This window comes from Neobacillus niacini (assembly GCF_000759675.1).
Taxonomy (GTDB): Bacteria; Bacillota; Bacilli; order Bacillales; family Cytobacillaceae; genus Neobacillus; species Neobacillus niacini_A.
Genome location: NZ_BAWM01000101.1, coordinates 21,803 through 47,907, shown reverse-complemented (window position 1 = coordinate 47,907; position 26,105 = coordinate 21,803). Strand labels below are relative to the sequence as shown.

Below are 26,105 nucleotides of genomic sequence, written 5' to 3'. Positions count from 1 at the left end.
CAAGTGATTATCTTAATCCATTTATTGTAAAGAAGGCAGTGGAATCTTTAGGGTATCGTAAAGTTCTTTATGGCTGCGACGGACCATATGGTATGAAAAAATTTAATAAATATGACTATTCAGCTAAGAAAAGTTGGATTGATTCACTTCAAATTCCTGATATCCAAAAAGAATTTATACTTGGAAAAAACTTTTTAGGATTGATTAGGTAATAGGGGAAATATTCATGGAAACTAATAGGCACTGCAAAACACAAGCTATGATTCGAAAACACAACATGCAGGAAAACAGAAAAAGGATGAAACACTTGGCCAATTACCATTTATAGTTGTGATTTTACCGAACTAATGTTCTTGTATAAGTGAAAAAATAGCGCTCATGCATGAGCGCCATTTTAATTTGCTGAGCATTTAGTTAGATAGAAATCCCCTTCCTATGTATCGAAGGATCTCATTCTTTTCCATTTTTCCAATTAAATTTGTCTCTATTTCCTTTGTATTTAATGGTGTAAAAAATGGAGCATTATTTTTTAAAGTAGATGGCTGAAAAACGATTAGTTCCCCTTTTTCGGCTCCTTCTTTCACTTCTTGTACTTGGTTTACATGCATGCCTGTTTGAATGCTACGCTTTTCAATGGTTCCATTTTGTTGCAATACATAGATGTAGGATTTAGCCTCTTTGTTTTTGATAGATTTATATGGGACGGTCAATACGTTATTTACTTCTTGTTTAATTATTTTCAGATCGACATGGGCGCCGTTGACGATTTCTTCTTCAGAATCTTGGTTTAATTGGACAGAAAAGCGGTATTGACTTTTCCTATTTACTTTTGGTTGTTCAATAGGGTTAGAAGATATCTCCGTGATGGTACTTTCTTTTTTCTTTTTTAGTGCAGGTGAAGTCACAAAGACCTTCATTCCCTCCGTAATTTCAAGAACTTCTTCCTCTTCAAGGATTCCTTCGACCTGTTGTTGATCCGAAGAAATTGTGATGAGCGGATTTTTTAAATTACGACTTATTTCTTTGACGACTCCTGAAACATTGCTCTTTATCATGAGATTGTCCAAGCTTTTACCATTGCTGTCAATAAGGGTATTGTATTTTTCTATTTCGCTTTCAATTCTGCCCATTTGTAATTCTTTATCATATATTTCTGCTTCGATAAGCATCAGGTCATTAGAAGCAACTTCCTCTTCATTTTCTAAACCAGCTGAAAGATCGGTTTTTAATGATTCCAATTGAGTTATATTTTCTTCAATACTGCCTAATTCACTTTCTAATCTAGTGATTTCCGCCTCTAGATTTGCTTTGCTTGACTCAATATCGGTAGAGGAATATGCAAACAGCGGCGTTCCTTCTTGAACTTTTTCTCCTTTTTTTACAAGAAACTCTTGAAACTGCCCATTTTTGTCATCGAAGTAGACATATTGCTCTTCTGATGGGGTAATGACACCCGCTTTCTTTTTGGCTAGGATCAAATCTTGTTCCTTTACAGCTGTCCATTCATCTATGTAATTAGTTTTTATTATTTTGCTGTCTTTTTTGTAGGTCAGAAAAAAATTCACGGCCAAAAATAATGTGATGAAGATAGTAATGGTCCATTTCTTCCAATTCAATGGGGGGCACCTCCTTTAAAGTAATACTTTTATGTATGGAAAAAGAGCCATAATAATCCAAATAAATAGATTGATAGGGATGACAATGAGCAGACAAATCTGTGTACTTTTTTCAGAAAGAACTTTTATATAATGAGCTTGAAGAATAACCGACCAAATTTTAAAAAGAGTGATAGTTGAAAAAAAGTTTATGATCAGCTCGTTTTCCGTTAAATATTGAGCGATAACTCCAAACGAAAAAGGTAACGAAACCTGATCGATTCCAAGTAAATGAAAGGGTATACTCAAAGCTTGTTCGATTAGATAGATTGTCAAAATAAACAGCTGCATGATAACTAGTTTTTTATAAACCACAGCCGTAAATACCCAGAAATATAATGCTTGAAGATATAGTAATAGAATTGAAATGAATACCCCTTGGATTACTTGTCCTACTCCAAATAACACTTTGATGGTTTCAAACTCAATTGGTGATAATTCATAGATTGTCTTCGAAAGAGCTTCATTTCCGATTCCGAAAAAGGCGCTAATACTGAAAATAAGCAAGCTAGTAAACAATAAGAGTGCTAAGCGTTTCCAAATTCCCTTGATATGCTCTGCTTCCTTCATTTGATGAGAGCATATGTCCGGTTGAAAAAGCCCCCGAAGTAGCTGAACGCGAAAAAACATGTAAAATCCTCCAAGAATTTGTCGTAATTTTGTGAACATATACTATATTAACCGATAACAAATTTTTGGGAAACGTAAATTCTTCCTATCTTTTAACAAAGTTTGGTTTGGAGCAGCATTAGCGCTGAAGAACGCGATTCCAAATTTTAAAGGAAAATCGTTGTTCTCGGAACGCCAGCAGAAGAAGTTTCAAAATCATTATTCTTCTTGAAGGTTACCAATTCTGAAGCGGTACTTCATTTTTCTATGGAAAGCGGAGTCTACCAAACTAGTTGGGAGGGAGAGGTAGTTTTATATGTTGTAATTGGAAGGGGCTGATATCCCGTTTCCTTTTTTTGCTTTTTTTAAAATATGCAAAAGCTGACATTTTTATGAGATTATTCTACATTAAATTACAATTTAATTACAATTCCGACTCATTTATTGTTTTTAGTCCTTTTGGAATATAAACTAGGAATATATAAGAAATTTGATTAAATGATAGGTTACTAGAGGAGACTTTGTGATGATAAAAAAATTTATTAAATATACGGTAGCGGCTGCTATCCTCGCCACTACGATTCAAGTAACACCTGCTTTTGCAACTCCAGTGTCAAAAGAACAAATTGATGCTACTAAAGAACAAATCAATAACTTTGAAACAAAGATTCAACAATTGGACAACCGAATCACCCTATCGATGGAGAATAGTCAAAGACTTAACGAACAAATCATAAGTCAACAAGGAAAAATTGAAGAAACAAAAATTGAAATGGAAAAAGCTGAAAAGGATTTAGAAAATCATAAACAAGTCTATTCTGAACGACTGAAAAGCATTCAGTTAAAGGGAAATCAGTCAGTTGTTAATTACGCAGAACTTTTGCTTTCATCTGAAAGCATATCTGAGTTTTTTAATCGATTTACTGCTATTTCGCAAATTATTGAAAATGATACAGATTTACTAAACGGTTTAAATGAAAAAGAACAATCGTTAAAAGATGCAGAGGTACAATTACATACTCAGATCAACCAATTAAAACAGAGCCAAGTGGAATTAGCCTCTGAACAAAAACAGATTGAGGAAGATAAAAAACAAATTGAAAAAGATTTAGCCGATGCGCAAGGCACATTACAAAATCAACTGGCACAACAAGAGGCTGAACAACAGGCTCAAATAGCCCTTGCTCAACAAGCCCAACAACAGCCTCAACAGCAATCTTCTGTAAACATTTCAACACCATCAACACCATCAACACCATCAACACCATCAACACCAACTTCTGCAACGGCAAATATGGTTATTGCCAATGCTAAACAATATTTGGGTGTTCCTTATGCTTGGGGGGGAACTACGCCAAGCGGGTTTGATTGTTCAGGATTTGTTTCATATGTGTATCGTTCCGTTGGCATTAGTCTTCCAAGAACGTCTAGTGCTCAGCAAAATGTCGGAACAAGAATCTCACTGAATCAAGTACAACCAGGAGATTTAGTATTCAGGGGTTCCCCTGCCTATCATGTCGGCATATATATTGGTGGCGGGCAATATATACATGCTCCGCAAACGGGAGATGTTGTGAAAATTGCTCCATTTAATCCGTCTCAATTTTCTACTGCTTCTAGAATCTTACGTTAGGCTCAAGATTTTTGACAAAGCCTACTAATATAAAAAAAAGGCAACGAACCCTGATCTGCCCCGTAAATGTTAGACACTAATCTAACATTTACGGGGTGTTTTTTATGTAACCGCAATTATATAGATTTGGCTTTACTCGTGCCCTTAGAAGTGAGTATTCCTTTGCCAGGTCTTTGCGAAAGATGAAAAAGTATGATTATTTGACAGCTCCGTATGCGTTTACTTTTACGTTGACAGAAACATTGATATCGGATTCAGCCAGTGCTTTACCCCAGTCGTTATCCACTTTTTTAAATTGCTCATAATGGTAGGCACGTGCGTAAAGCCCAAATCCGATGGGATCAATTTTTTTCTTTTGAATTTTCTTAATGAGATCTGTAAATTGCTTTTGCAATTCTTTTTCAATTAACTTTACTAGCTCTGCTTTTTTGACCTTGTCCTCTGGAAATATACGTTCCATAATATTTACGGTCATATTGACTTTAACGTCAAAATGGAAAGCGTTCTTTTTATATCCTGTTTTTATCTTCGTTTTCACTCTACTGGCCTGGAAGCTCAGCTCGTTTTTATGGAAGATGTTGTTCTCTTTTTCGATTGGGAAAATCGGAATCGTCATGGTGACTTCATGCCTCTTTTCATTCTTTAACACAAGAAGTAATGTCGATTCAGGAACATCCAGGGAGGCAGCATATTTCCCTTTATTATAAAGGAGAGCCATGCCCGATAATTCCAGTTTTTTTTCCTTTTTCACTTCGGAAATAATGGGAGTCATTCCCTTCTCGTAGACCTCCCTGTGTAATTCTTGAAGAGTACCTTTTACTGCCCTCGTTCGATCATAACTTTTATCAATCACTGCTTTTAAGTGCAAAGATAATTCCGGTTTTTCACCAGGATTGTAAAAGACAACATCTGAAACAGGACCCTTAACCGCTACTACTCGTGTATTCATAGAAAAATTGGGATTCCGGTAGACGCTATCCAGAATAGAAAACCAGCCAGCATGTTCCAGGACACGTTCGCCAACTAGTAAGACTTGGATTTTTCCAGCGACAACTTCTCCAGTTGTTAATCCGTCAAATATTCTTCTGGAATCTCGAATCGTTTTCGCCCTTACTTCATATGCCTCCAATCCTTTCTTGGAACCTTTATGAAAAACTGGATTTAATTCATAAAAGGTCAGATTATTTTCATCATCTAAATCCACACCAAGGATAAAGGCAAGAGTCAAATCCTCTAATGGAGCTCTACCTCCACAACTAGAAAGAAGGAAAATGAGGAGGATGGAAACCAGCGCAAGTACCCAACGTTTCATAGATTGGCCCTCCCTTTAATACGGTCATGAATCGAAACATAAATTAATAAACAAATTGGAAAAGCGTAAGCAAGGAATAGACTTATTGGCTGAACTAGTTTTGAAAGCTGATCATTTCTATCAAACGTTTGAGTGATAAACATAATATATACAAGGTTTAAAAGGAGATACCAACCTACAAATTTACTGTGATTTTGTGCGCCAAATAATTGACTTAAACAGAAAACAGTTGAATACATTAAAGGCAAGACTGTCGTAGAGATGACAAATATATAGAAGGAGAGGAAGACAATTTCCACTCTTTCCAAAAACTTAAATTCAACGATTTTTAACACACTAATGGTTGGTTCTTTAAATTGAGTAATTTCGTCTGGACTAAAAAAAGCAAAGATGACTATTGTGATCGTCAATAGAATAAGGAGTGTAAGTGTATTCGCAATGATAAACCCTGCTGATGCCTTTTGTTTTTTCTGCAGTGAAGGATAGAGAAAAAAGGCGATTTCAAAGCCTATAAAGGAAAAAATCGTTACCTTAACTGCTGTGAAAATGGGTATCCAGCCTTCCTTTACAACAGGAAGGAGATGGAGCCAGTGGGCTTCCTTCAAAGGCGAAAAATAGAAGAAAATCATCCATGTCGTCATAAAAAAAACTAATTGGGAGTACCTGGCGATTACTTTAATATTATTCCGCACAATCAGGTAAGTAGGAATGGACAACAATAACATCAAGATAAACATGTCTGTTTGCGGTAGAATCCAAAATTGGATAAAGAGACATTCCCTAATAAAAATGATCGATGCTAAAAAGGCAAAATACAAGCCAAAAACGAGAGCAGCGATCTTTCCGACCCACTTTCCAAAATAATGGGTGATGAGATCAAGGATGGTTCCATTTGGGTGTTTTTTCATTACCTGAATGATGAGTAAACCAGCAACTGTTGATAAAAAATAGCCAATAATAATCGAGATCCATCCGTCCGTCCCTGCTATTTCTGCTAATTCACGTGGTAGTGTTAATAGTCCAACCCCTACTTGGACACCATGAATTAAAAAGATATATTGCATAAGCGTTATTTGATTTTTATTATGTTTCACCAATTTTCTTCACCTTCTGGAAGTTTGGGATTCGCTTTTTTCCTTTGAATGGCCCTAGTACTTTCAGGGCGTTTTACGGTAGACCACATCGGAAAACGAATAAATAGATCCTTCCAATCAGTGAATCGTAATGGAGCGATGGGACTGCCATAAGGGGTGCCTAATGATTCAAGGGCAACAAAATGGGCAATTAAGGTCATTAACCCCACTGTGAGTCCAACGAAACCAAATAATGAAGCAGCAATCATCATCGGAAAACGGAGCATACGTATCGCCGATCCCATATCATAATTAGGAATAATAAATGAAGCGATCGCTGTTAAAGCTACGACAATCACCATAATATTACTAACGATACCTGCTTGAACAGCTGCTTGGCCAATAACGATACCACCAACAATTCCCACTGTCTGGCCAATTTTGGCAGGAAGACGTACCCCTGCTTCGCGCAACATTTCTAACGTGATTTCCATGATGATGGCTTCAATAAATGGTGGAAATGGAACTTTCTCCCTTGAGGCACCAACAGATAAAAGTAGCTTTAAGGGTATGATTTCAAAATGAAAGGAAATGACAGCAATATAGGTAGCCGGCAGAAAGATCGCAGCAAAAAAGCCAAAATACCTCATGAATCGTAAAAATGAGGCAGCCATCCAGCGAACACTATAATCATCCATACTCTTAAAAAAAGTTTCAAATGTTACCGGTCCAATGAGGACGTTAGGCGATCGGTCTACAACGACAGCGATTCGCCCTTGAAAAATTTCCGACGCTGCAAAATCAGGACGTTCTGTTAGAAATAATTGCGGGAACGGAGAATACGGGTTGTCCTCAATATATTCTGCCAAGGCAGCCGTATTTATGATGAAATCGACCTTTAGTTTGTTGATTCGGTTAACAAGCTCTTGCAATACTTCAGGATTGGCAACATCGGCTAAGTACATAATAGAAATTTTGATTTTCCCTCTTTCACCAATCGTCATTTCTTTTATTTTCAGCTCACGGCTTGGAATATGCCTGCGAATCAACGCAATATTAGAGCTTCCTGTTTCTGTAAACCCTTCATGTGCCCCTCTTAAAGAAGACTCAATTGAAGTATCTTCTATTCCACGTTGAGGCCATCCTTGTGTATCAAATTGGTACGCCACAGTCCGTCCATCTATAAATAAGACACTATTTCCTTGTAGAATGGCATCTTCAATATTCTTCCATGTATTCGTTTCTTTTATTTGACCAAGTGCCACTTTTACTTCAAGGTCTGCATTCTCCTTATCAACTTCAAATAATAGTGGCTTTAACACATCATTATTAATAGCATTTTTATCCGTTAGTCCGCTTAAATAGACTAGTGTTGCAGGTCTATTTATTTGTTTGATTACGAAGTTTTTCACTACCAGGTCAGGGGTATCGCTAAAAATGTCCTGAATTTCTGCAATGTTCTCCACAATTTCCGAACTTATTAAATTTTGGGAGGGCATATTTTGCTGTTTTGGAATTGAAAGTTGGTTCTTCTTTTCTTTCTTGTATCTTCGAAAAAAAGGCATAGGAGAATCCCACCTATAATGGAATATGATAGGATAGTTTGTGTTTCAAAATGAATGGTTATGCAAGTCCTAAACAAATAAGGCCTTCAGGCATTTTTCTCCCATTCAATGGATAGACACGCGATTTAAATTTTATTCGTATTCCTAAATAACATGCGATAATAAAGACTGTTTTTATCCAAATTGATAGAAAGGTAAGGTTTATCCATATAATGTTTAAGAATAGTAATGCTTTCCTAAGCTTATTGTTAGTTTCTACATTGCTTGAAAATTATTGCTTTAGTTATCACAACCTTTTGATTTACAAAAATATGTAAAAGTGAGATAATAAAGAAAATTTTGAAGGAGGAAAGTAAGTTTATGGAACCAACAACTAATTGCTAATATTAATTTATTTTAAAATTAATATCGATTTTGTAATGAGTGTCAATTCACCTATAAAAGTTAGGTTTATTTGTTATGCTCTTATGGAATTAAGGCAATTTAGAAGGTAACTTACTTTACTGAAATCAAAATTATAATTTACTACCATACTACTAGTATGAGTTTATTGGCATAATAATGTGCTTTTTCTTACTCTACTTAAAGTAAATTATATTGACTGATTATTTAGACTGTGAGAAGAAACCATCTTCTTATGGTCTTTTTTATTTTACAAATAAATAAGGTAATGCAGGTTCTTCTTTGTCCTGTCCATAAAGTGCGTAACTTAGATTATGGAGGAAAGAAGGCGATTTTATGTTAGAAATGAAATTACATGGCGTGAAAAAATTTATGGAAGCTACCCTTGTGATTAAAAATATAACGTTTGAAGCTTATGAAGGAGATAAGGTTGGTATAGTCGGTGCCAATGGAAGCGGCAAAAGCACGATTCTTAAACTAATCGCAGGAATCGTGAAAATGCATTATTATCCAGGTTACCCGCAAACCTCAAGCCCTGGTTATGATGAAGGTCTGATTAACCTGCCAAGAGGAGCGACTAAGGCATATCTCGAACAATCCCCTGTGTATCCGGAAGGTCTAAAAGTTATAGATGTACTAAACCTTGCCTTTGAAGAGATTGTCATCATAGAAAACCAAATGCGGGAATTAGAAGAGCAAATGAAAACACTGGAAGACACTGCCCTAGAAAAAGCCTTAAATAAATATAGTGATCTGGTTCAATTATTTGAAGTAAAGGGAGGTTACGAACGTGAGGAAAAATTAAACAAGGTTTGCACTGGGCTAAATTTTGCAGAAAGGTTTTTAAACCAGGATTTTGATTTATTAAGCGGCGGGGAAAAAACGACTGTCGTACTTGGAAAGCTGTTGATTCATAACCCGGATATATTGCTGCTCGATGAACCGACCAATCATCTAGACATGAAGGCAATTGAATGGCTTGAAGGCTATCTTAAGAGCTATAAGGGAATTATCATTATTGTTTCCCATGATCGCTACTTTCTGGACAATGTAGTCAATAAAATTGTCGAAATTGAGGATATGGAATCAATCTCCTATAAGGGGAACTACTCCTCATTTGTTAGTCAAAAAGAAGAAAATATGCGGATTCAATATGAGCATTTTCGAGAACAGCAAAAAAAGATCAATAACATGGAAAAGACCGTTACGAGTCTGAGAGACTGGGCGATGAGGGCTGATAATAATAAGTTCTTTAGAAGAGCTGCCAGTATACAAAAAAAGCTCGATAAAATGGAGCGAATAGATAAGCCCGTTTTTGAAAGAAAGAATATGAGGTTGGACCTAAAAGTAACACAACGCTCGGGAAATGAAACCATCAAATCGATTGGACTCTCAAAAAGGTTTCACGAAAAGATTATATTTAAGGACACTAATTTAATGATTCATTATGGTGAGCGAGTAGTGATGGTTGGTCCTAATGGCAGTGGAAAAACAACCTTTTTAAAAATGCTTCTAGGTGAAGAACAGCCGGATAAAGGGTTAGTAGAATTAGGTTCTAATGTGATGGCAGCCTATTTACCTCAAAAGATTACTTTTAATAATGAAGAGCACACTGTGCTAGAGGCTTTTAGAGAAGATATATCAATTCTGGAGGGAAAAGCTAGGGAATATCTATCAAAATTCATGTTTTATAAAAAGAGCCCCTTCAAAAAAGTAAAGCATTTGTCAGGTGGGGAGCGAATCAGGCTAAAGTTAGCTATGCTATTATATCAAGACATAAATTTATTAATCCTGGATGAGCCGACGAATCATCTTGATATTGACTCAATAGAAACCCTTGAGGAAGCCCTCGAGGATTTTAAGGGTACGATTATCTTTATCTCTCATGACAGATATTTTATTAATAAAATCGCTGAAAGAGTAATTGCTTTGGAGGATTATGGCTTTAAAAGCTATCAGGGAAATTACGATTATTATAAAAGTCAGCAACCAAAGGAAGAACCCATCGTAAATAGTGAAAAAGGTAAGAAACAAAGAATTAAACCCGAAGGTATAAACCAAGAAGAAGTAAAGGCTAATGCTCTAGCAAGGATTGAAAGTCTGGAAAATGAAATAAAAACAATAGATTTAGCGATGGCTGATGATCAACTCGATTATGAGGAACTTAATAAGCTTTATTCTAAAAAAACACATTTAAGTCAAGAACTTGATTCAGTTATAGAATTGTGGATAAGCAAATGATGCAATTGAACAAGCAAATGCAGCTAGAGGCGAATAATAACATAATAAAGTAATATATAAGATAGAGGATAAGGCCAAGCAAACAGCATTATTCTCTATTCTACTTTAACCAAAGGAAGTGGTTATATGGAAAAGACTAAAATTTATGGTCATCGCGGCAGTATGGGGGATTTTCCTGAAAATACACTATTAAGTTTCCAACAAGCTATTGAACAAGGTGTGGAAGGTCTTGAGTTAGATGTTCATATGACAAAAGATTTGGAAATTGTTGTTATTCATGATGAAATGCTTGATAGAACGACCGACGGAACTGGGTATGTAAAGGATTTAAGTTTAGATGATATTAAGGGATTTAGCGCTGGAGTGAAGTTTTCTCATTTTCGGAACTACGAAGAATCTCTATGGAGATTAGAAAGTGTGCCGACTTTAAAGGAGGTACTAGAATTAATATGGCCATATGATATTGAATTAAATATAGAATTAAAGACAAATATCATTCCTTACGAAGGGATTGAAGAAAAAGTATTATCTTTAGTAAAAAAATATGGGAACGATAGAAAAGTGATTTATTCATCTTTTCATTTACCTACCTTGATTCGAATTAAAAGGATAGATTCATCAGCAAACATCGCTTGGCTGCTCGACCAACAGATTACACTTGCACAAGATTACATTCACAGTCTCGAATTGGAAGGATTACATCTATCTAAAGATATTGTATTGATGGATAATTGTAATTTGAAAGAGATAAGCAAAAATATACGGGTATGGACGGTTAATGATAGTAAAGAAATCAATCAACTTTTAGATTTTGGTGTCAATGCTATTATGACGAATTTTCCGGAGAAAGCATTGTTAATAAGAAATGAGCGGAAATAATTTGCATATAAAGTTAGCGGGAATTATTCTTTCTCGGTAATTGCCCGATAATAGGCATGGAATCAACGGATGTAACAATGAAAAATGTTAATGAATTACATCGACAAGGGAAAGAAGTGCATGTCTTTTCAATAATCCAGATACCCAAAAAGAGGAGCAGGAAAGAGTAAAAGCACTTCACGTAGATGGATATTTTACGGATCATATTCCTTTTACAAAAGAATTATTAATGGGTTTGTGACTGGCATACTTTAATATGGGTAAAGGATAAACTAGGTAGAAAGATAAAAGAAGAAAAGGGGATACGATGACAAAAGAAATAATCGAAACAGTATGGAACTATGATAACAGTTACGCACGTTTGCCGAACATATTTTTTAAAAGGACCAATCCAACCTCTGTACGTTCTCCAAAGGTGGCTATTTTCAATGAACCTTTGGCAACATCCCTTGGATTGAACATAGAGGCTTTGAGAAGTGAGAATGGTACTGCGGTCTTTGCCGGCAATAAAATACCAGAAGGAGCCTCACCTCTTGCACAAGCTTACGCGGGGCACCAGTTCGGGCATTTTACGATGTTAGGGGATGGCAGAGCAGTGCTGCTCGGCGAACAGGTAACACCTAATGGTGAGCGCTTTGATATTCAACTCAAGGGTCCTGGAAGAACGCCTTACTCCCGCGGGGGCGATGGCCGGGCGGCACTTGGACCAATGCTGCGTGAATATATTATCAGCGAAGCCATGCATGGTTTAGGTATTCCTACCACCCGGAGTCTTGCAGTGGTATCAACCGGGGAGCCTGTCATTCGCGAAACGGATCTGCCCGGTGCAATTTTAACTCGTGTAGCTGCTAGTCATCTGCGTGTTGGTACCTTTCAGTATGCGGCAAGATGGGGCAGCGAAGAGGAACTTCGGGAGCTGGCAGACTATGCAATAAAACGCCATTATCCTGAAATTGAAGATGATGAGAACCGATATCTCTCGTTTCTTCAGGAAGTGATTAAACGTCAAGCGATGCTGATTGCTAAATGGCAGTTGGTTGGCTTTATTCACGGGGTGATGAACACCGACAATATGACGATTAGTGGAGAAACTATTGATTATGGACCTTGCGCCTTCATGGATACCTATGATCCCGCTACTGTTTTTAGTTCCATTGACAGAGAAGGCCGGTATGCGTACGGTAATCAACCGAATATTGGTGTATGGAATTTAGCACGGTTAGCTGAGTCTCTGCTGCCGCTGCTGCATGAGGATCAGGAGCAGGCAGTTACGCTCGCACAAGATAAGCTCTCTGACTTTGCTGGGTTATTTGAATCGAATTGGCTCGAGGGAATGAGAGCGAAATTAGGATTATTTAATGAGGATGAAAAAGATAAACCCCTTATTAGAGACCTTCTAGAAATGATGCAGAAGCACCGTGCAGACTATACTAACACCTTCAGAGCATTAACCTTTGATAAACCAGAAGAAACAATTCTGCAAGGAACAACAGAATTCACTCAGTGGCATAAGCGATGGGAGGAAAGATTAGGAAGACAAGATGAATCGGTGGACGCCTCCAAAAAGTTAATGAGGAACAGTAATCCTGCTGTAATACCTCGGAACCACCGTGTAGAGGAAGCACTGGAAGCAGCGAATAATGGAGATTATAGTGTGATGGAGAGGCTTATTGAGGTCTTATCCAATCCATATGCGAACTCTCCAGAACAGATAGATTACACTACTCTGCCAGCGCCATCACCTCGTCCATATCGAACCTTCTGCGGAACTTGAGAATGCTAAATTACAAAGTAAAAGCCTTTCAGCTGAAAGGCTTTTTGTCTTTGTATGGAATCTATCGATTAAAAATAGAAAAATTCACCATTAAAAACTATTGAAAATATTTCCAGTACGTTTATAGTTGATAGTAGATGAATAATAGAATTGACGGGGGTATATAAGTGAAGAAAAAGGTATGGATTTGGGTAGCGACTATTATAGGAATACTTGTCATTGCGAGTACGGGTACATATTTATATGCAAAAACAGGTACACAATCAGTTAGTAATGATAACGGTGTAATGAGTATAAGCGTTCAAAAAGTAAGTGAACAAGAATTGGTAGAATCCATTCTTGTTACGGGTAAGATTGTCCCGGAAAGTGAGCAAAAAGTCTTTTTAGAGCCGGAAAAAGGGGAGATTAGTGAATTTAAAGTGGCAGAGAACCAAGCTGTTAAAGCTGGTGACCCGCTAGTAGTCTATGACTCTTCAAAAATAGATAGTGAACTTAAAAGAGCCGTCCGTGAAAAAGAATTGCTGCAGAGTAGAGGAAAAACAGAACAAAATCAAATTGCAGATCTAAACAAGCGATTGGCAGAAGCTAAAAAGAAGATAGAAACACAAACTCCAGAAACAGAAGGTGCCGCTGAAGGGCTTGTTACACAAGAAGACGTGAACCAGCTTTCGAACGACAAGATCCAACAAGAGATGCAATATGAAAATACAAAGTCGGAAATTACAACTGCCGAAGACCGAATAAAAGAATTAAATGCACAGAAAAATGAAATGACGATTGTAAGCAAAATGGATGGGATTATTGTTAAGGTTAATCAAAATGTAGCAAAAACAGAAGCAGGTGCAGCAGAACCTGTTATCCACATTATTTCAAGTCAACCCTATAAAGTTATTGGTACGATGAGTGAATTCGACACAGTCAAGATAAAGGAAGGACAACCGGTTATTATCCGCCCAAAAGTTTTTAAAGATCGTGAATGGAAGGGTGCGGTTGAATCTGTTTCACAATTCCCAAATGCTGAAGGCGGCGGTGGGGAAGGATTTGAAGGCGGTGCCGGAGCTGGTAACGTGACCATGTACCCTTTTAAGGTTGTGATTACAGATGATACCTCAGAGTTACGTCAAGGCTTCCATGTTTCTTTAGAAATAAAAGCTGGTGATTCCACCAAAAAGATTGCGATCCCACATCCTGCTCTAATCGATGAAGCTGGAATTAAAATTGTTTATATTTTAAAAGATGGGCTGCTAGAAAGACGTGAAGTTCAAACGGGAGTTATGAACGATGCTTTCATTGAAGTTACATCAGGAGTTACGCCGGGAGAACTTGTGGTTATTACACCAACTGAAGAGATGCATGATGGAATGGAAGTGACCTCCTATGATGAAGTTGAGTGATATTACAAAAGTATACGGCAAGGGTTCGTTAGAGGTTCCTGTGCTTCATGGCATTGATTTAACGATTGAAGACGGGGAATTTGTTGCTATAATGGGGCCATCTGGATCTGGTAAATCTACTTTGATGAATATAATTGGTTTTTTAGATTATCCGTCTTCGGGTACATATGAATTAAATGGGGAACAAATCGCTTCGGCAAAAGAGAGTATCCTAGCTAGGCTAAGAAATGAACACGTGGGTTTTGTTTTTCAACAATTCTTTATGTTTCCAAGAGACAATGCCATTAAAAATGTGGCCTCACCGCTTGTATATTCTGGGGTTTCCAAGCGTGAAAGAACAGCGAGAGCAAAGGACCTCCTAGAAAAAGTAGGTTTAGGAGACCGAATGAAGCATTTACCCAATCAATTGTCTGGAGGTCAGAAGCAGCGTGTTGCTATCGCTAGAGCACTTGTCAATAATCCTACTATACTCTTAGCAGATGAACCGACGGGTGCCCTTGATTCGAAGACGAGTGAACAAATAATGAAACTATTTACACAGCTCAATGAAGAAGGAAAAACGGTTATCATAGTCACGCATGAAGAAGAAATAGCAGCATACGCTAAGCGGATTATTACGATAAAAGATGGCCTGATAACCGAAGACCGGAGGGTAACTTCATGAATATATGGGAGAGTTTCAAAATTGCCCTTTCGTCTATCTGGAATCATAAGATAAGGTCGATTTTAACCATGCTTGGGATCATTATTGGTGTGGCAGCTGTAATCATTATTGTAGCAATTGGACAAGGGACTAAGAAACAAATGACGGATGAATTGTTCGCTACTGATAAGAATGCTATTCAAATTTATTATGAATACATACCACCCGAAGGTGAGGAAGGGATGTTCTGGGAGGAACCTGAATTAACCTCTGAAGATATCCAAACACTCTCGGAGGTTCCTGGTGTTAAGGCTGTTCTTGCAACCAATCAGGGCTGGGGAATGATGGTGCATGATGAAGAGCAAGGGGAAATGCAAATAACCGGAGTGGGTCCAGAATTTTTCTCTGCTCGGGATATTAAGGTCGTAGAGGGACGAGCTTTGTATGCTGCGGATAATGATGGTTTGAATCGTGTATTACTGATAGATACGATTGCCAGGGAAAAGTTTTTCAAGGAAACCGAAAATCCAATTGGTGAGATTATTGACCTAAATGATAATCCCTATAAGATTGTGGGCGTGTATGAATCACCACTGCCCGAGCAATTTCGAAATATGGAAAGTGGAGAAATGATCATGCCGCGTTCAGTCATTTCGATGATGTTCGGCAACCGTGAAATTGAACAATTATCGGTGATTGCAAGTGATCCTGAAAGCATTTCTGAAACAGGCAGGCTGGCTGCCGAGACATTAACAGCAGAAAAGGGTCTTGAAAACGGCAAGTATTCTACAAATGACTTCGAAGATTATGAAAGAGAATTAAACACAATGATATCTTTACTAACATTACTAATTGGAAGTATCGCAGGTATTTCTCTCTTAGTAGGTGGGATTGGCGTCATGAATATAATGCTTGTTTCGGTAACTGAAAGGACAAGAGAAATCGGACTTCGGAAAGCGATTGGTGCGACTAGAAGAAAGATCCTGCTACAGTTTCTTATTGAGTCCATCACGTTAACCTCATTAGGAGGAATGATTGGAATTGGCTTAGCGGTGATTGGAAGTATCATCGTTTCAAAATTTTCTCCGATTACAGCCACCATTAGTCCGTTAATCGTTCTCATTGGTGTGAGTTTTTCAGCCTTTATTGGCATTATATTTGGGTTACTTCCAGCAAACAAGGCATCTAAACTTAGTCCAATTGATGCATTAAGATATGAGTAACATAATAGTTTATGAAAGAATTAAATTTTCCCTCAGATGAAAGTTCTGAGGGAATTTTTCATTTTATTTCGAGTTTGGTAGTTATAAAGCTACTGGTTACGTGTATTATTAATATACATACATACTAAAGTGAACATGAAGTTGAGGTAATGTTTGAATGAATAAGGAGTTATTAATAAACGAAGATACCTGCTATTTAAAGGCTGAGCAGAAGGCAAGCGATTATTTTCAATCGCTTTATCTGCAGGTTAGGCAAAAAAATTATGTTCCTACTCTGACAAGAGATATACAATCCTGGAAGCAAAACCATATTCACCATCATTCATTATTCTCTTTTTTTTCTCGTGGTAAGAGAAAATCAGATCCCGGTGATTATTACAATTATATTAAATATCTGGATTACACTGGCAAACTAGATAATTACCTGGATAGAAGCATTTCTTATATTTTCATGCGTGATTTGGGAAAGGCATTGGATTCAAATGAGACCCAGACCAGGATTCAGCAAGTAGTCAGCAATTTGAAAAATCATCTGCTTACTTCAAAAGCAGCAGAAACGGATACATTTAGTATGGTCGGAATGTATAGGTGGGCTCAGAAAGAAGGAATTGAATCAACTATAATCTGGCTGCTAAACAAACTTAAGATTGTATCCTCCCATATTCCCCAAGGGATGGATCCTGACCATGCACAGCGAAAATTGATTAAAATCATTGCTGGCGTATTGATGCACGAGATTGAAGAGATGGGCATTGAAATATCTCCTGAAGAACGTTCTCAAAAACTTGATAGAGCTATTAAGCTTGGCTATTCCTATGGCTTGACCTATCCGTTTATTGACGATCTTCTCGATGCCAACGTCTTATCAGATAATGAGAAAAAACAATATTCCGAATTAATCCGTACCACGCTCATCACTGGGGATGTACCGGAAGTAGGTGAGTGGGCAGAAAAGAACAAGAATCTGATTACCTATGTCCATTCGGAACTCCGTGAAGCTTTTGAGTTTATTAAGGCAAAACAGAGTCCAGAGACATTGAAGTCCTTTTTTGAGCAATCTTATGTATTCTTTCATTCGCAAGAAGTGGATCGTGTAAAGGATCTATCCAATGAAAATTATACTAATGAAGACCTTTATATCCCAATTATATTAAAATCCTCTTCTTCACGATTGATTGTTCGATCTGTTATCAATGCAACTGATGATGAGGGCTTTGACAACAGAACATTTTTTTATGGTATCTACAACCAGCTGGCGGATGATTTTGCAGATATGTATGATGACATGAAAAACGGTGCCGTAACACCTTATACCTATTATTTGAAATATCATGATAAGCGCACAGATCTTATTAATCCTTTTGAATTATATTGGACAGTGATCTCCAATTTGATCCATAACGTGTATCACTCAAATTCCAAGGCCTGTGAGGTGATTTTGGATCGTGCGATAAACGGCCTAAAAAGATTTAAAGAACGAATGGGTACAAAAAAGTACAACGAAGTAATGGAGTTATTTGCTTCTGGAAATCCCAAATTTAATACTGTTATTCAAAAAATGGTAAGTAAAGCAGATGATGTAGATTTCTTTGATAAACTGCTTCGGGACCATATGATTACCAATCTAAAAAATGATCGCAGAGAACAGGAAGAATTTCAAGAAAGTATTGAAAGTGTACGGGAACAGATAAACGAACTCTTACCTATCCCTAATGATGAAACGGCATCTTTGTTGAAAGAGCCGATTACTGAGGCTGCAAACTATAGTCTTGAAGGAGATGGAAAACGGCTGAGGCCGATCATTACGTGGATTATGGGTATAAACGAATATAAATTAAGTCAGTCGGCTATTGTCCCGCTGCTAAGATCATTAGAATTTATGCATACTGCTTCACTAATTTTCGATGATCTGCCATCCCAAGATAATGCGTCCATCCGCAGAGGACGGTCCACTCTTCACATGGTTTACAACAATGCGATAGCCGAATTAACGGGACTCTTTCTTACACAGAAGGCCATTGAAGAACAAGCATCACTTGACCAATTTGATTCGAATTCGGTACTTAGCTTGATTCAATACTCTGCTCAAATGACAGCAGAAATGTGTAAAGGACAGGCGATGGACTTAGGTTCCAGAGGTAAACCATTATCATTGGAACAATTGAATATGTTGTGCTTTTATAAAACCGGAATTGCCTTCGAAGCTGCTCTCATTATGCCTGCTATTCTTGCAAATGCAACAGAATTGGAAAGGCAAGCTTTGAAAAAATATGCTTATCATGCCGGAATAGCATTTCAAATTAAAGACGACCTCCTGGATGTTGAAGGGGATTTGAATACTCTTGGAAAATCTATCGGAAAAGATGCAGAAAATAACAATTCAACCTTTGTATCAATCTTAGGTTCTGACGGTGCTAAGAAAGCAATGTGGGAACATTATTGTCTTGCGATGGAAACACTAAAAGAGGTTCCACGAAATACCGCTTTTCTAAAGCATTTATTGAATTATATTGTACACCGGAATCATTAAGAAGTTTATTCAAAAGGAAGGTAACAATCCAAGGGCTGTTACCTTTTTTGTGTTACTACTTGAGTATATAAAATTTAAATTTCAAATAGTAATGAATATTTCTAGAATTTGTAATAAAATAATATTTCGCGAGGGGGATTATTATGAATTTATTAAAAACTACAGTGGATCATTTTAAACCATACTGGAAAAAACTACTGCTCGCTCTTACTTTTTCATTAATAGGCGGAGCATTTACGATTTTGCCTCCAATACTGGCTGGAAAATTAGTGGACGAAGTAATTGGAGCAAGAGAGACAACCTTTTTGCTATGGATTGTCGGTGGTGTTCTTGTCGCATTCTTAGGCAAGTCACTGTTTGAAACCTTGCAGGAATATGTGCAGGTTAAAATCGGACTGGATGTTATAACGGACATGCAGATTCGTGCCTTTAAAAAGCTGCATCGGACACCGATGTCATTTTTTACTACAACACCAAGAGGTGACATGTTATACCGGTTAACCCATGATGTGGAGTCCGTTCAAAACTTGAATAACACGGTTGTCCCGCGTATTTTACAACAAGTGATCGGTGCGGTTGCCGCATTCACCGCAGTATTTGCTTTATACTGGCCGGCAGCTATAGTAATGTTTGCCGTATTTGCTATTTATATATATCCTTCATTTAAGCTAGGCAAAACTATGCGGAAAATGAGTGCCGTCCAAAGGGATATGAGTGCAGATATGTATCAGCATTTACAGGAAAGTATTGAAAGCACTAGGCTTGTGAGGACGTTTCAAACTCAAAACAGGGAAATTGAAACTCAGCAGAAAAAACAAACTGAATGGAAGAACTACTCAATTCGTGCAGCTTTAATTGGGAAGGTTAATTGGCGGCTGGGGAATTTATTTAATATAGCTACTCCCGGCGTTGTCATGTTAATTGGGGGCTTTTCCATCTGGGAAGGTACTCTGACCATTGGAACCTTGATTGCATGCCTTAGTTTCATTCCTATTATGTTTTTGCCGGTCCGATCGCTGGCTGAAAATGCCCTAACCATCCAACAAGCGATTCCGGCTTTACAGAGAATTTATGAATATTTTGATTTACCGGAAGAACATGAAGAAAATCTGCCATCCTTTGGAGTGGTAGAAGGAAAGATTGACTTAGATAATATCTGGTTCACTTATCCTAATAGCGATAAAAAAATCCTAAAAGGCGTTTCGCTCTCAATAGAACAAGGGAATCACATTGGTATTGTTGGTACAAGCGGCGGAGGGAAAAGTACACTAATACAAATTCTACTAGGATTATATGAACCTGAGGATGGGGCGGTCCTTATAGATGGAAAGAACCTTTTCTCCTACAATCGAAATAGTTTTAGGCAGCAGGTAGGAGTTGTATCTCAAGAAACGTTTCTCTTAAACAGTACACTGCGCAATAATCTTTTATATGGAAAGAAGGAAGCGACCCAAGAAGAATTGGATAAAGCTGTTGAAGCAGCGGGGTTGAAGGATTTAATCGAATCCTTAGAAGAGAAGTATGAAACCGTGGTCGGGGAACGCGGCTTGAAGCTCTCCGGAGGACAGAGACAACGTGTGGCACTTGCAAGAGCAATTTTGCGGCAACCACCTGTATTAATTTTTGATGAAGCTACTTCCTCCTTGGATGGAGAAACAGAAGAAAAAGTTCAAGAGGCACTTGAACAATTAATTCCAGGAAGAACTACCATCACCATTGCCCATAGACTTGTTACAGTTAGGAACGCCGATAAAATTCTCCTCTTAGACCAGGGCATGGTAGCAGAACAAGGAACACATGAAGAACTGCTCGCATTAAGAGGCCAGTATTATGAATTATACAAAGCCCAATATAGCGAGTTGGAAAAGGAGATGATTGGATGAGTATAAACACTGTCTCCCAACAAAAAAAGAATCGTGATGGCCGCAGAGTTCTCGCTTTTTTAAGGCCTTATAAAAAATGGGTAATTGCTGACTCAGTGGTTATCGCAATAAGTCAGGTTTTTTCAGCATTAATCCCAACATTAGCACTTAGCTGGCTTGTGGATACGATCATTCCGAATGAAAACCACTCCTGGCTGTGGGGGTTAATGTGGTTATTAATCTTCTCTGCCATCTTTGATTTAGTTATGATGGTTATTGATGAATATTTTTGCCATCAGACAGCCAAGACGGTAACCAATTGGCAAAAGCTGCGCCTTTTTAGTCATTTGCAGGTGCTTCCATATTCCTTTTATCATAACAATTCATCAGGGGAACTACTGGCAAGAGTTTCGGATGACCCTGATACGCTCCACAATTTTCTTGCATGGGAAGGTTCAACCTTCATGGCAAGCGTCCAGGGAGTTATCATTTATAGTCTGGTACTGCTTTGGATTCATCCTTATTTAATGATTACCAGTGTTATTCTAGGTGTTATCTTTTATTGGACCTCCAATTATGTGGGGGCCAGGACTAGAGCTGCCTCAGCTGACGCGAGACAAGAGGCTTCCAGGTATCTTGAAAGACTGAGAGAATCGGTCACGGGAATTCATTTATCACGGGTTATGGGAGTTTCCGAAAATGAGGTGGAAAGTGTCATTGCCATCAGGAATACCTTCGTTAAGCATTCGATTAAGGAACTAAAAGCAAGAATGCAATCGGTAGTGGTAATTGCCAGCTATAATGGTTTTGCTTTAGGCGTTGTCTACTTAATTAGTACTTTATTAATTTGGAACGATAATTTAACTAGTGGACAAATGCTTACTGCGGGCGGATTAGTTACGATTGCAGCCAACGAAATGCAAAGATTACTGCGTAACTGGCTTTCTGTCAGAAGAACAGGACCGGCACTAGATCGTTCAGACATTCTCCTTTCACACCAGCCAGCGGAGGCTGAAATAAAGGAAGGCATTCGTGGTAAAAGGGCAAGCGGCAGTATTAGACTAAAAGATGTGACGTTTGTATATCCAGAAAAAGAAGAAAATGTATTATCAGGTGTTACATTTGATATCCAGGCAGGTGAAAAAGTGGCTTTGGTTGGACCAAGTGGTTCAGGAAAATCTACCATCGTTGATTTGTTATTTAGATTATATGATACTAAAAATGGTCAGATTGAAGTCGATGGCAGAAATATTACTGAATGGGATACAACATGGCTGCGGTCACAAATGGCGATTGTAACCCAAGATGTCCAATTACGTAACGGTTCATTAGCGGATAATTTAAGAATCGGAAAGCCAGAAGCTACTGATGAAGAATTACTTAAAGCCTTGCATGATAGCGGTCTGGATGAACTGGTGGAAAGCTTGCCAGAAGGTTTGAATACAAAGGTCGGAGAACGAGGCAGTCTTCTTTCTGGGGGACAGAAGCAGCGATTATCGCTGGCAAGGGCCATTATAAAAGATGCACCAATCCTAATTCTTGACGAAGCAAGTTCAGCCCTCGATCCAATTACAGAAACGAAGATTAATGAGTCTGTTTTGAAAACCGGTAAGAAACAAACCATTCTCATTATATCTCACCGTCTTTCCACGGTTCTATCAGCAGATAAGATTATTGTTCTAGAAAATGGAACGATTGTCGAACAAGGCGGACACGCGGATTTGCTGGAAAATAACAATGGTGTCTATGCAAGACTGTTTGGAAGAGAAGCAGAAATCGGTGAAGAATCAATTAGCCATTCAATGTAATACAGTCATTTAAAAGAGTCTTTCGTTCCATAGAAAGACTCTTTTTTTAGAAATGGGCTATTTGGTAAAATTACCCCGAATTTTTATCAGCACAGCTATGGTAATATTTTAAATAAGGTATTATAGAAAGAGTAGGGGGGAACATAATGAAGAAGCATAAAATAGAAGCTATTCTCGAAAAAGAATTAGTCATTGCACTTGGCTGTACGGAGCCCGTGGCGATTGCATTGGCCGCAGCAAAGGCAAGAAGCTATGCCAAAGGGCAAATAGAAGAGATACGTTTAAAAGCGAGTGGAAATATAATAAAAAATGCTAAATCTGTTGGGATTCCAGGAATGACTTCCAGTGGTCTCGATTTCGCTGTGGCACTTGGAGCTGCAGCGGGAGATCCAGCGAAACAACTGGAAGTATTGGATGGACTTACTTTTGAAGATGAGCAGTCTGCGTTAAAACTAATAGAAGAAGGTAAAGTATCATCAGGTCAAGCCAATACGCCAAAAAGACTTTATATTGAAGTTATCCTAAAAACCAATCAACATACTTCTAGAGTGGTTATATCGGATAATCATAGTAATATTACGTTAATTGAGGTTGATGGCAAGGTTGTTTTTCAAGGTGGATGCGAAAATATCGGCATTCAATCAGATGAAGAGGAATTAATATCACTTACCATCGATGAAATTGTGGAATGGATTCAAACAGTTGATATAAGCAGCTTATCTCTCGTAAAAAAGAGTATTGAATTAAATAGAGTGATTGGCAAAGAAGGTCTTTCTGGAGATTATGGATTAAAAGTAGGAAAGACCATTAAGGAAAATGTAAAAAAGGGAATTCTATCCGATGATATAGCCACTGCAGCAATGTCTCTAGCTGCCGCTGGATCAGATGCGAGAATGGCAGGTTCCACACTCCCGGTAATGGCGAACACAGGAAGTGGTAATCAAGGAATAGCCGTGACACTTCCAGTTGTGGCAGTCGCAGAGAAACTACAGGTTTCAGAGGAAAAAATGATTCGAGCTGTTGCACTGAGCCATCTTATTACGATTCATATCAAATCAAAATTTGGGCGGCTTTCAGCATTATGCGGTGTAACTGCCGCCGGAATGGGAGCAAGTGGAGCCATTGTTTATTTACTTGATGGACATTTGGATCAAATTAAAGCAGCGATTCAAAACACCATCGGTAATGTTTCCGGAATGATTTGTGATGGTGCCAAGGCTGGCTGTGCGATGAAAGTATCCACTTGTTCGAATGTTGCAGTACAATCAGCACTTTTGGCACTCAACAATCAAGAAATTAAATCTACTGATGGGTTTATCCATGATGATGTAGAAAAAAGTATTGAAAGTTTTTGTAGGCTTGGAAATGAAGGAACAAGGCACACAGACGAACTAATTTTAAAATTAATGATGGAAAAGTGAATTAAGAACGTAGGGTGGGAAGTTGAGTGATTTCCTTCTATCTTTTCTATTGGAGAATACGACAGTGTCTTTAAGGAATACCCTTAATATTTTTGGAATATGTGCAGATACTATTTCTGAAATAATTAAGGAGGTGCACATATGCCAAAGGCTAAACAATACGTTGACCAAAGTATGTCATCGGTACAAAGTACGGTTGATACATTGCAACAAGCACTTAGTAACGCTGAAAAACCAGATAACAAAAACAAGATTCAACAAGCGATTAATTCCCTAAACGAAGTGCAGGAACAATTATCTGGATATCAAGATTAATAAGAATAGTGCCTGACACATAGATGTCAGGCCTTCTTTTGGTACTAATATTTGGGCTTCATCCATAGTTTCGATAAGTCAACATAACCGAAATGTTTCATTTTGATGTTCATTAAATTAATCGAGAATGGTATTTGCCGTTTTGAGTAATAGAGGGGAATACAAAGAGAATTTTCAATTAAATATTTTTCTATTTTCAAATGCTGTTCGATCCATTGTTTAAAGGGCAATTCATCATAGGCTTGAATAAACTCCTGTAAAAGAGGATCACTTTTTGTTAATTTACGCAGTGGTGAAATGTTGTTTTTTATAAAATTAAAATAGGAAAAGCTTTGGTTCAGCTCGAAAATTTCTCCATGAATAAATAAATCTGCCTCTGCTTTTAAATGATCATAATACACGGCATCATGAAACGAGACTTCTTCTAACTTTGTACTAATTCCAGCATGATCAAGGATGGATTTTAACCAATTTGATACATCCTTTGTATATCCTGTGTACTTCATTCGTAATGGCTTTAAAAGTGAGGGCTTTGCTATTTTTGGCAGCGAATAGGGCATTGAATAACCTATTAAACAACCAGAGTTGTTTTCTGAAGTACGTGAATCTATAGTAGAAATTTGTGAGCGATTTTCGTCTATCAGCATATGAATGTAATCTCTAACTTCTTTTCTTGCAATATCCGTTTGGCGATATGGATTCATCACCACAATGCCAAAGCCAGAATCACTTTTGACTTCGAATGTGCCTACCTCTCTTGATTCATGAGCGCCATAATAAACATTTCCAAACTCGCTCGAAACCTGAATGAATTCAACCGTATCCAATAGCGGACGCTTCCCATAATAATGTTTAAAAGCATGTAATACGGTTTTCTCCTCAGAATTTTCCCCCATATAGAAGCTGCCTGTTCCAATGACCTGGCCGTTGGATTCTTTGTAAATACTAGCAGGCATCATACTAAGCAGAGGTAAAATATAAGTACAGCCATTTGGAAACTCAAGCTCAACTACGAGTGAAGCAGGAGAACTTATTTTTGTAATTGGTTTCCAAAGTTCAGCATATATTTCATCTTGCTTCATTTGCATAAAAGATTGGACGACGTCCTCGGCTTTTAGGATGGATCCATCATGAAAAGCTACATCCTTTCGCAAATATAAGATTAACTTCTTATCGTTTACTTCCCAGCTATGTGCAAGCTCGGGGATTATCGTATCATCTTCCTCCAATGCTACTACTCTGTTATAAATGTTTGCAACCAGATTTGCGCTATGTACATCTGCAGCCTTTAATGGATGATATGTTAAGAAACGGTAAAATCGCGGAATAATTAATCTTTCCTGCTCCTCTTGATGAAATCCAAATTTGGATTGAAATCTGGTCATTAAGCGCTGTTTGGTTTCGGCTGACCATTTATATAATAAAAGTTTACTCACTTGCTCAATGGAGAATTTTTCTAGTTGAGCTATGAATTGTTGTTCATACTCTGTTTCTACGTCCTTATTCCAGTGCAGCTTTGAGTCATTTCCTCTTCCTCTGCCCGCCTGAAATGTCAGCCATCCCTCTTCTTGCCATTTATTAAGTTTACGGCGTGTTTGCTTTGAGCTAAGATTTAATATTTCAGCCAGCTGCTGTACTTTGACTTGCCCAGAAGAAGTTGAATTCCATAATGATAATAAATAGTGGTCCATATTCTCATTCCTTTAAAAGTAGACATTATTTTGAAAATTGGTCATTTTTTAACTGTTACGTCTAGTTTACTATAA

At 37.8% G+C, this 26,105-nt stretch carries 18 protein-coding genes; 12 read left to right on the top strand and 6 right to left on the bottom strand.

What is annotated here, in order from left to right:
- Window positions 1-410: 410 nt before the first annotated feature.
- Both TR08_RS23730 and TR08_RS23725 read right to left on the bottom strand, forming a co-directional pair.
- Window positions 411-1,616 (bottom strand): efflux RND transporter periplasmic adaptor subunit, encoded by a 1,206-nt coding sequence (locus TR08_RS23730; protein ID WP_045522455.1) that lies wholly within the window; start codon window positions 1,614-1,616, stop codon window positions 411-413.
- Between the two features lie 15 nt (window positions 1,617-1,631).
- A complete protein-coding gene (locus tag TR08_RS23725; protein WP_045522453.1) occupies window positions 1,632-2,285 on the bottom strand; it encodes a hypothetical protein in 654 nt (217 codons plus the stop codon).
- 505 nt (window positions 2,286-2,790) lie between these two features.
- Here TR08_RS23725 and TR08_RS30510 point away from each other — a divergent pair.
- A complete protein-coding gene (locus TR08_RS30510) occupies window positions 2,791-3,897 on the top strand; it encodes a C40 family peptidase (protein ID WP_052427604.1) in 1,107 nt (368 codons plus the stop codon).
- Between the two features lie 196 nt (window positions 3,898-4,093).
- Here the strand turns inward: TR08_RS30510 and TR08_RS23715 are convergent, their stop codons facing one another.
- From TR08_RS23715 to TR08_RS23705, 3 genes are read right to left on the bottom strand one after another with little or no spacing between them, the layout of a single operon-like run.
- Window positions 4,094-5,209, bottom strand: coding sequence for a Ger(x)C family spore germination protein (locus TR08_RS23715; RefSeq protein WP_045522451.1), 1,116 nt, complete (start codon window positions 5,207-5,209; stop codon window positions 4,094-4,096).
- Complete coding sequence (locus TR08_RS23710; protein ID WP_238579229.1) at window positions 5,206-6,303, bottom strand: GerAB/ArcD/ProY family transporter; 1,098 nt, start codon at window positions 6,301-6,303, stop codon at window positions 5,206-5,208. The genes TR08_RS23715 and TR08_RS23710 overlap by 4 nt, the downstream gene beginning before the upstream one ends.
- Window positions 6,300-7,847, bottom strand: coding sequence for a spore germination protein (locus TR08_RS23705; RefSeq protein ID WP_045522448.1), 1,548 nt, complete (start codon window positions 7,845-7,847; stop codon window positions 6,300-6,302). Before TR08_RS23705 ends, TR08_RS23710 begins: the two co-directional genes overlap by 4 nt.
- A gap of 738 nt (window positions 7,848-8,585) precedes the next feature.
- On the opposite strand from TR08_RS23705, the gene abc-f reads away from it, so the two are divergent.
- The 11 genes from abc-f (at window position 8,586) to TR08_RS32785 (ending at window position 24,339) form a co-directional block, all read left to right on the top strand.
- On the top strand, window positions 8,586-10,490 hold the full coding sequence (abc-f, locus tag TR08_RS23700) for a ribosomal protection-like ABC-F family protein (protein ID WP_045522446.1): 1,905 nt from the start codon (window positions 8,586-8,588) through the stop codon (window positions 10,488-10,490).
- Between the two features lie 126 nt (window positions 10,491-10,616).
- Window positions 10,617-11,369, top strand: a complete 753-nt coding sequence (locus TR08_RS23695) for a glycerophosphodiester phosphodiesterase (RefSeq protein ID WP_045522444.1) — start codon at window positions 10,617-10,619, stop codon at window positions 11,367-11,369.
- A gap of 307 nt (window positions 11,370-11,676) precedes the next feature.
- Entirely contained in the window at window positions 11,677-13,143 is a 1,467-nt protein-coding gene (locus TR08_RS23690; RefSeq protein WP_045522442.1) for a protein adenylyltransferase SelO, read from the top strand.
- 167 nt (window positions 13,144-13,310) lie between these two features.
- A complete protein-coding gene (locus tag TR08_RS23685) occupies window positions 13,311-14,537 on the top strand; it encodes an efflux RND transporter periplasmic adaptor subunit (RefSeq protein ID WP_045522441.1) in 1,227 nt (408 codons plus the stop codon).
- Window positions 14,521-15,201, top strand: coding sequence for an ABC transporter ATP-binding protein (locus TR08_RS23680; RefSeq protein ID WP_045522439.1), 681 nt, complete (start codon window positions 14,521-14,523; stop codon window positions 15,199-15,201). The genes TR08_RS23685 and TR08_RS23680 overlap by 17 nt, the downstream gene beginning before the upstream one ends.
- Window positions 15,198-16,403: an ABC transporter permease gene (locus TR08_RS23675; protein WP_045522437.1), complete on the top strand. Its 1,206-nt coding sequence runs from the start codon at window positions 15,198-15,200 to the stop codon at window positions 16,401-16,403. The genes TR08_RS23680 and TR08_RS23675 overlap by 4 nt, the downstream gene beginning before the upstream one ends.
- Before the next feature lie 157 nt (window positions 16,404-16,560).
- The gene (locus TR08_RS23670) at window positions 16,561-18,933 is read left to right on the top strand and encodes a polyprenyl synthetase family protein (RefSeq protein WP_045522435.1); all 2,373 of its coding nucleotides are present in this window, start codon (window positions 16,561-16,563) and stop codon (window positions 18,931-18,933) included.
- Window positions 18,934-19,076: 143 nt separating this feature from the next.
- Window positions 19,077-20,816 carry an ABC transporter ATP-binding protein gene (locus tag TR08_RS23665; RefSeq protein ID WP_045522433.1) on the top strand — a complete coding sequence of 580 codons (1,740 nt, stop codon included), beginning with the start codon at window positions 19,077-19,079 and terminating at the stop codon, window positions 20,814-20,816.
- Window positions 20,813-22,603 carry an ABC transporter ATP-binding protein gene (locus TR08_RS23660; protein ID WP_045522431.1) on the top strand — a complete coding sequence of 597 codons (1,791 nt, stop codon included), beginning with the start codon at window positions 20,813-20,815 and terminating at the stop codon, window positions 22,601-22,603. Before TR08_RS23665 ends, TR08_RS23660 begins: the two co-directional genes overlap by 4 nt.
- A gap of 146 nt (window positions 22,604-22,749) precedes the next feature.
- Window positions 22,750-24,024, top strand: a complete 1,275-nt coding sequence (locus tag TR08_RS23655; RefSeq protein WP_045522429.1) for an L-cysteine desulfidase family protein — start codon at window positions 22,750-22,752, stop codon at window positions 24,022-24,024.
- A 141-nt stretch (window positions 24,025-24,165) separates the two neighbouring features.
- Window positions 24,166-24,339, top strand: coding sequence for a hypothetical protein (locus TR08_RS32785; RefSeq protein ID WP_193747835.1), 174 nt, complete (start codon window positions 24,166-24,168; stop codon window positions 24,337-24,339).
- Between the two features lie 44 nt (window positions 24,340-24,383).
- Here the strand turns inward: TR08_RS32785 and TR08_RS23650 are convergent, their stop codons facing one another.
- Complete coding sequence (locus TR08_RS23650; RefSeq protein WP_045522427.1) at window positions 24,384-26,030, bottom strand: ABC transporter substrate-binding protein; 1,647 nt, start codon at window positions 26,028-26,030, stop codon at window positions 24,384-24,386.
- Between the last annotated feature and the right edge of the window lie 75 nt (window positions 26,031-26,105).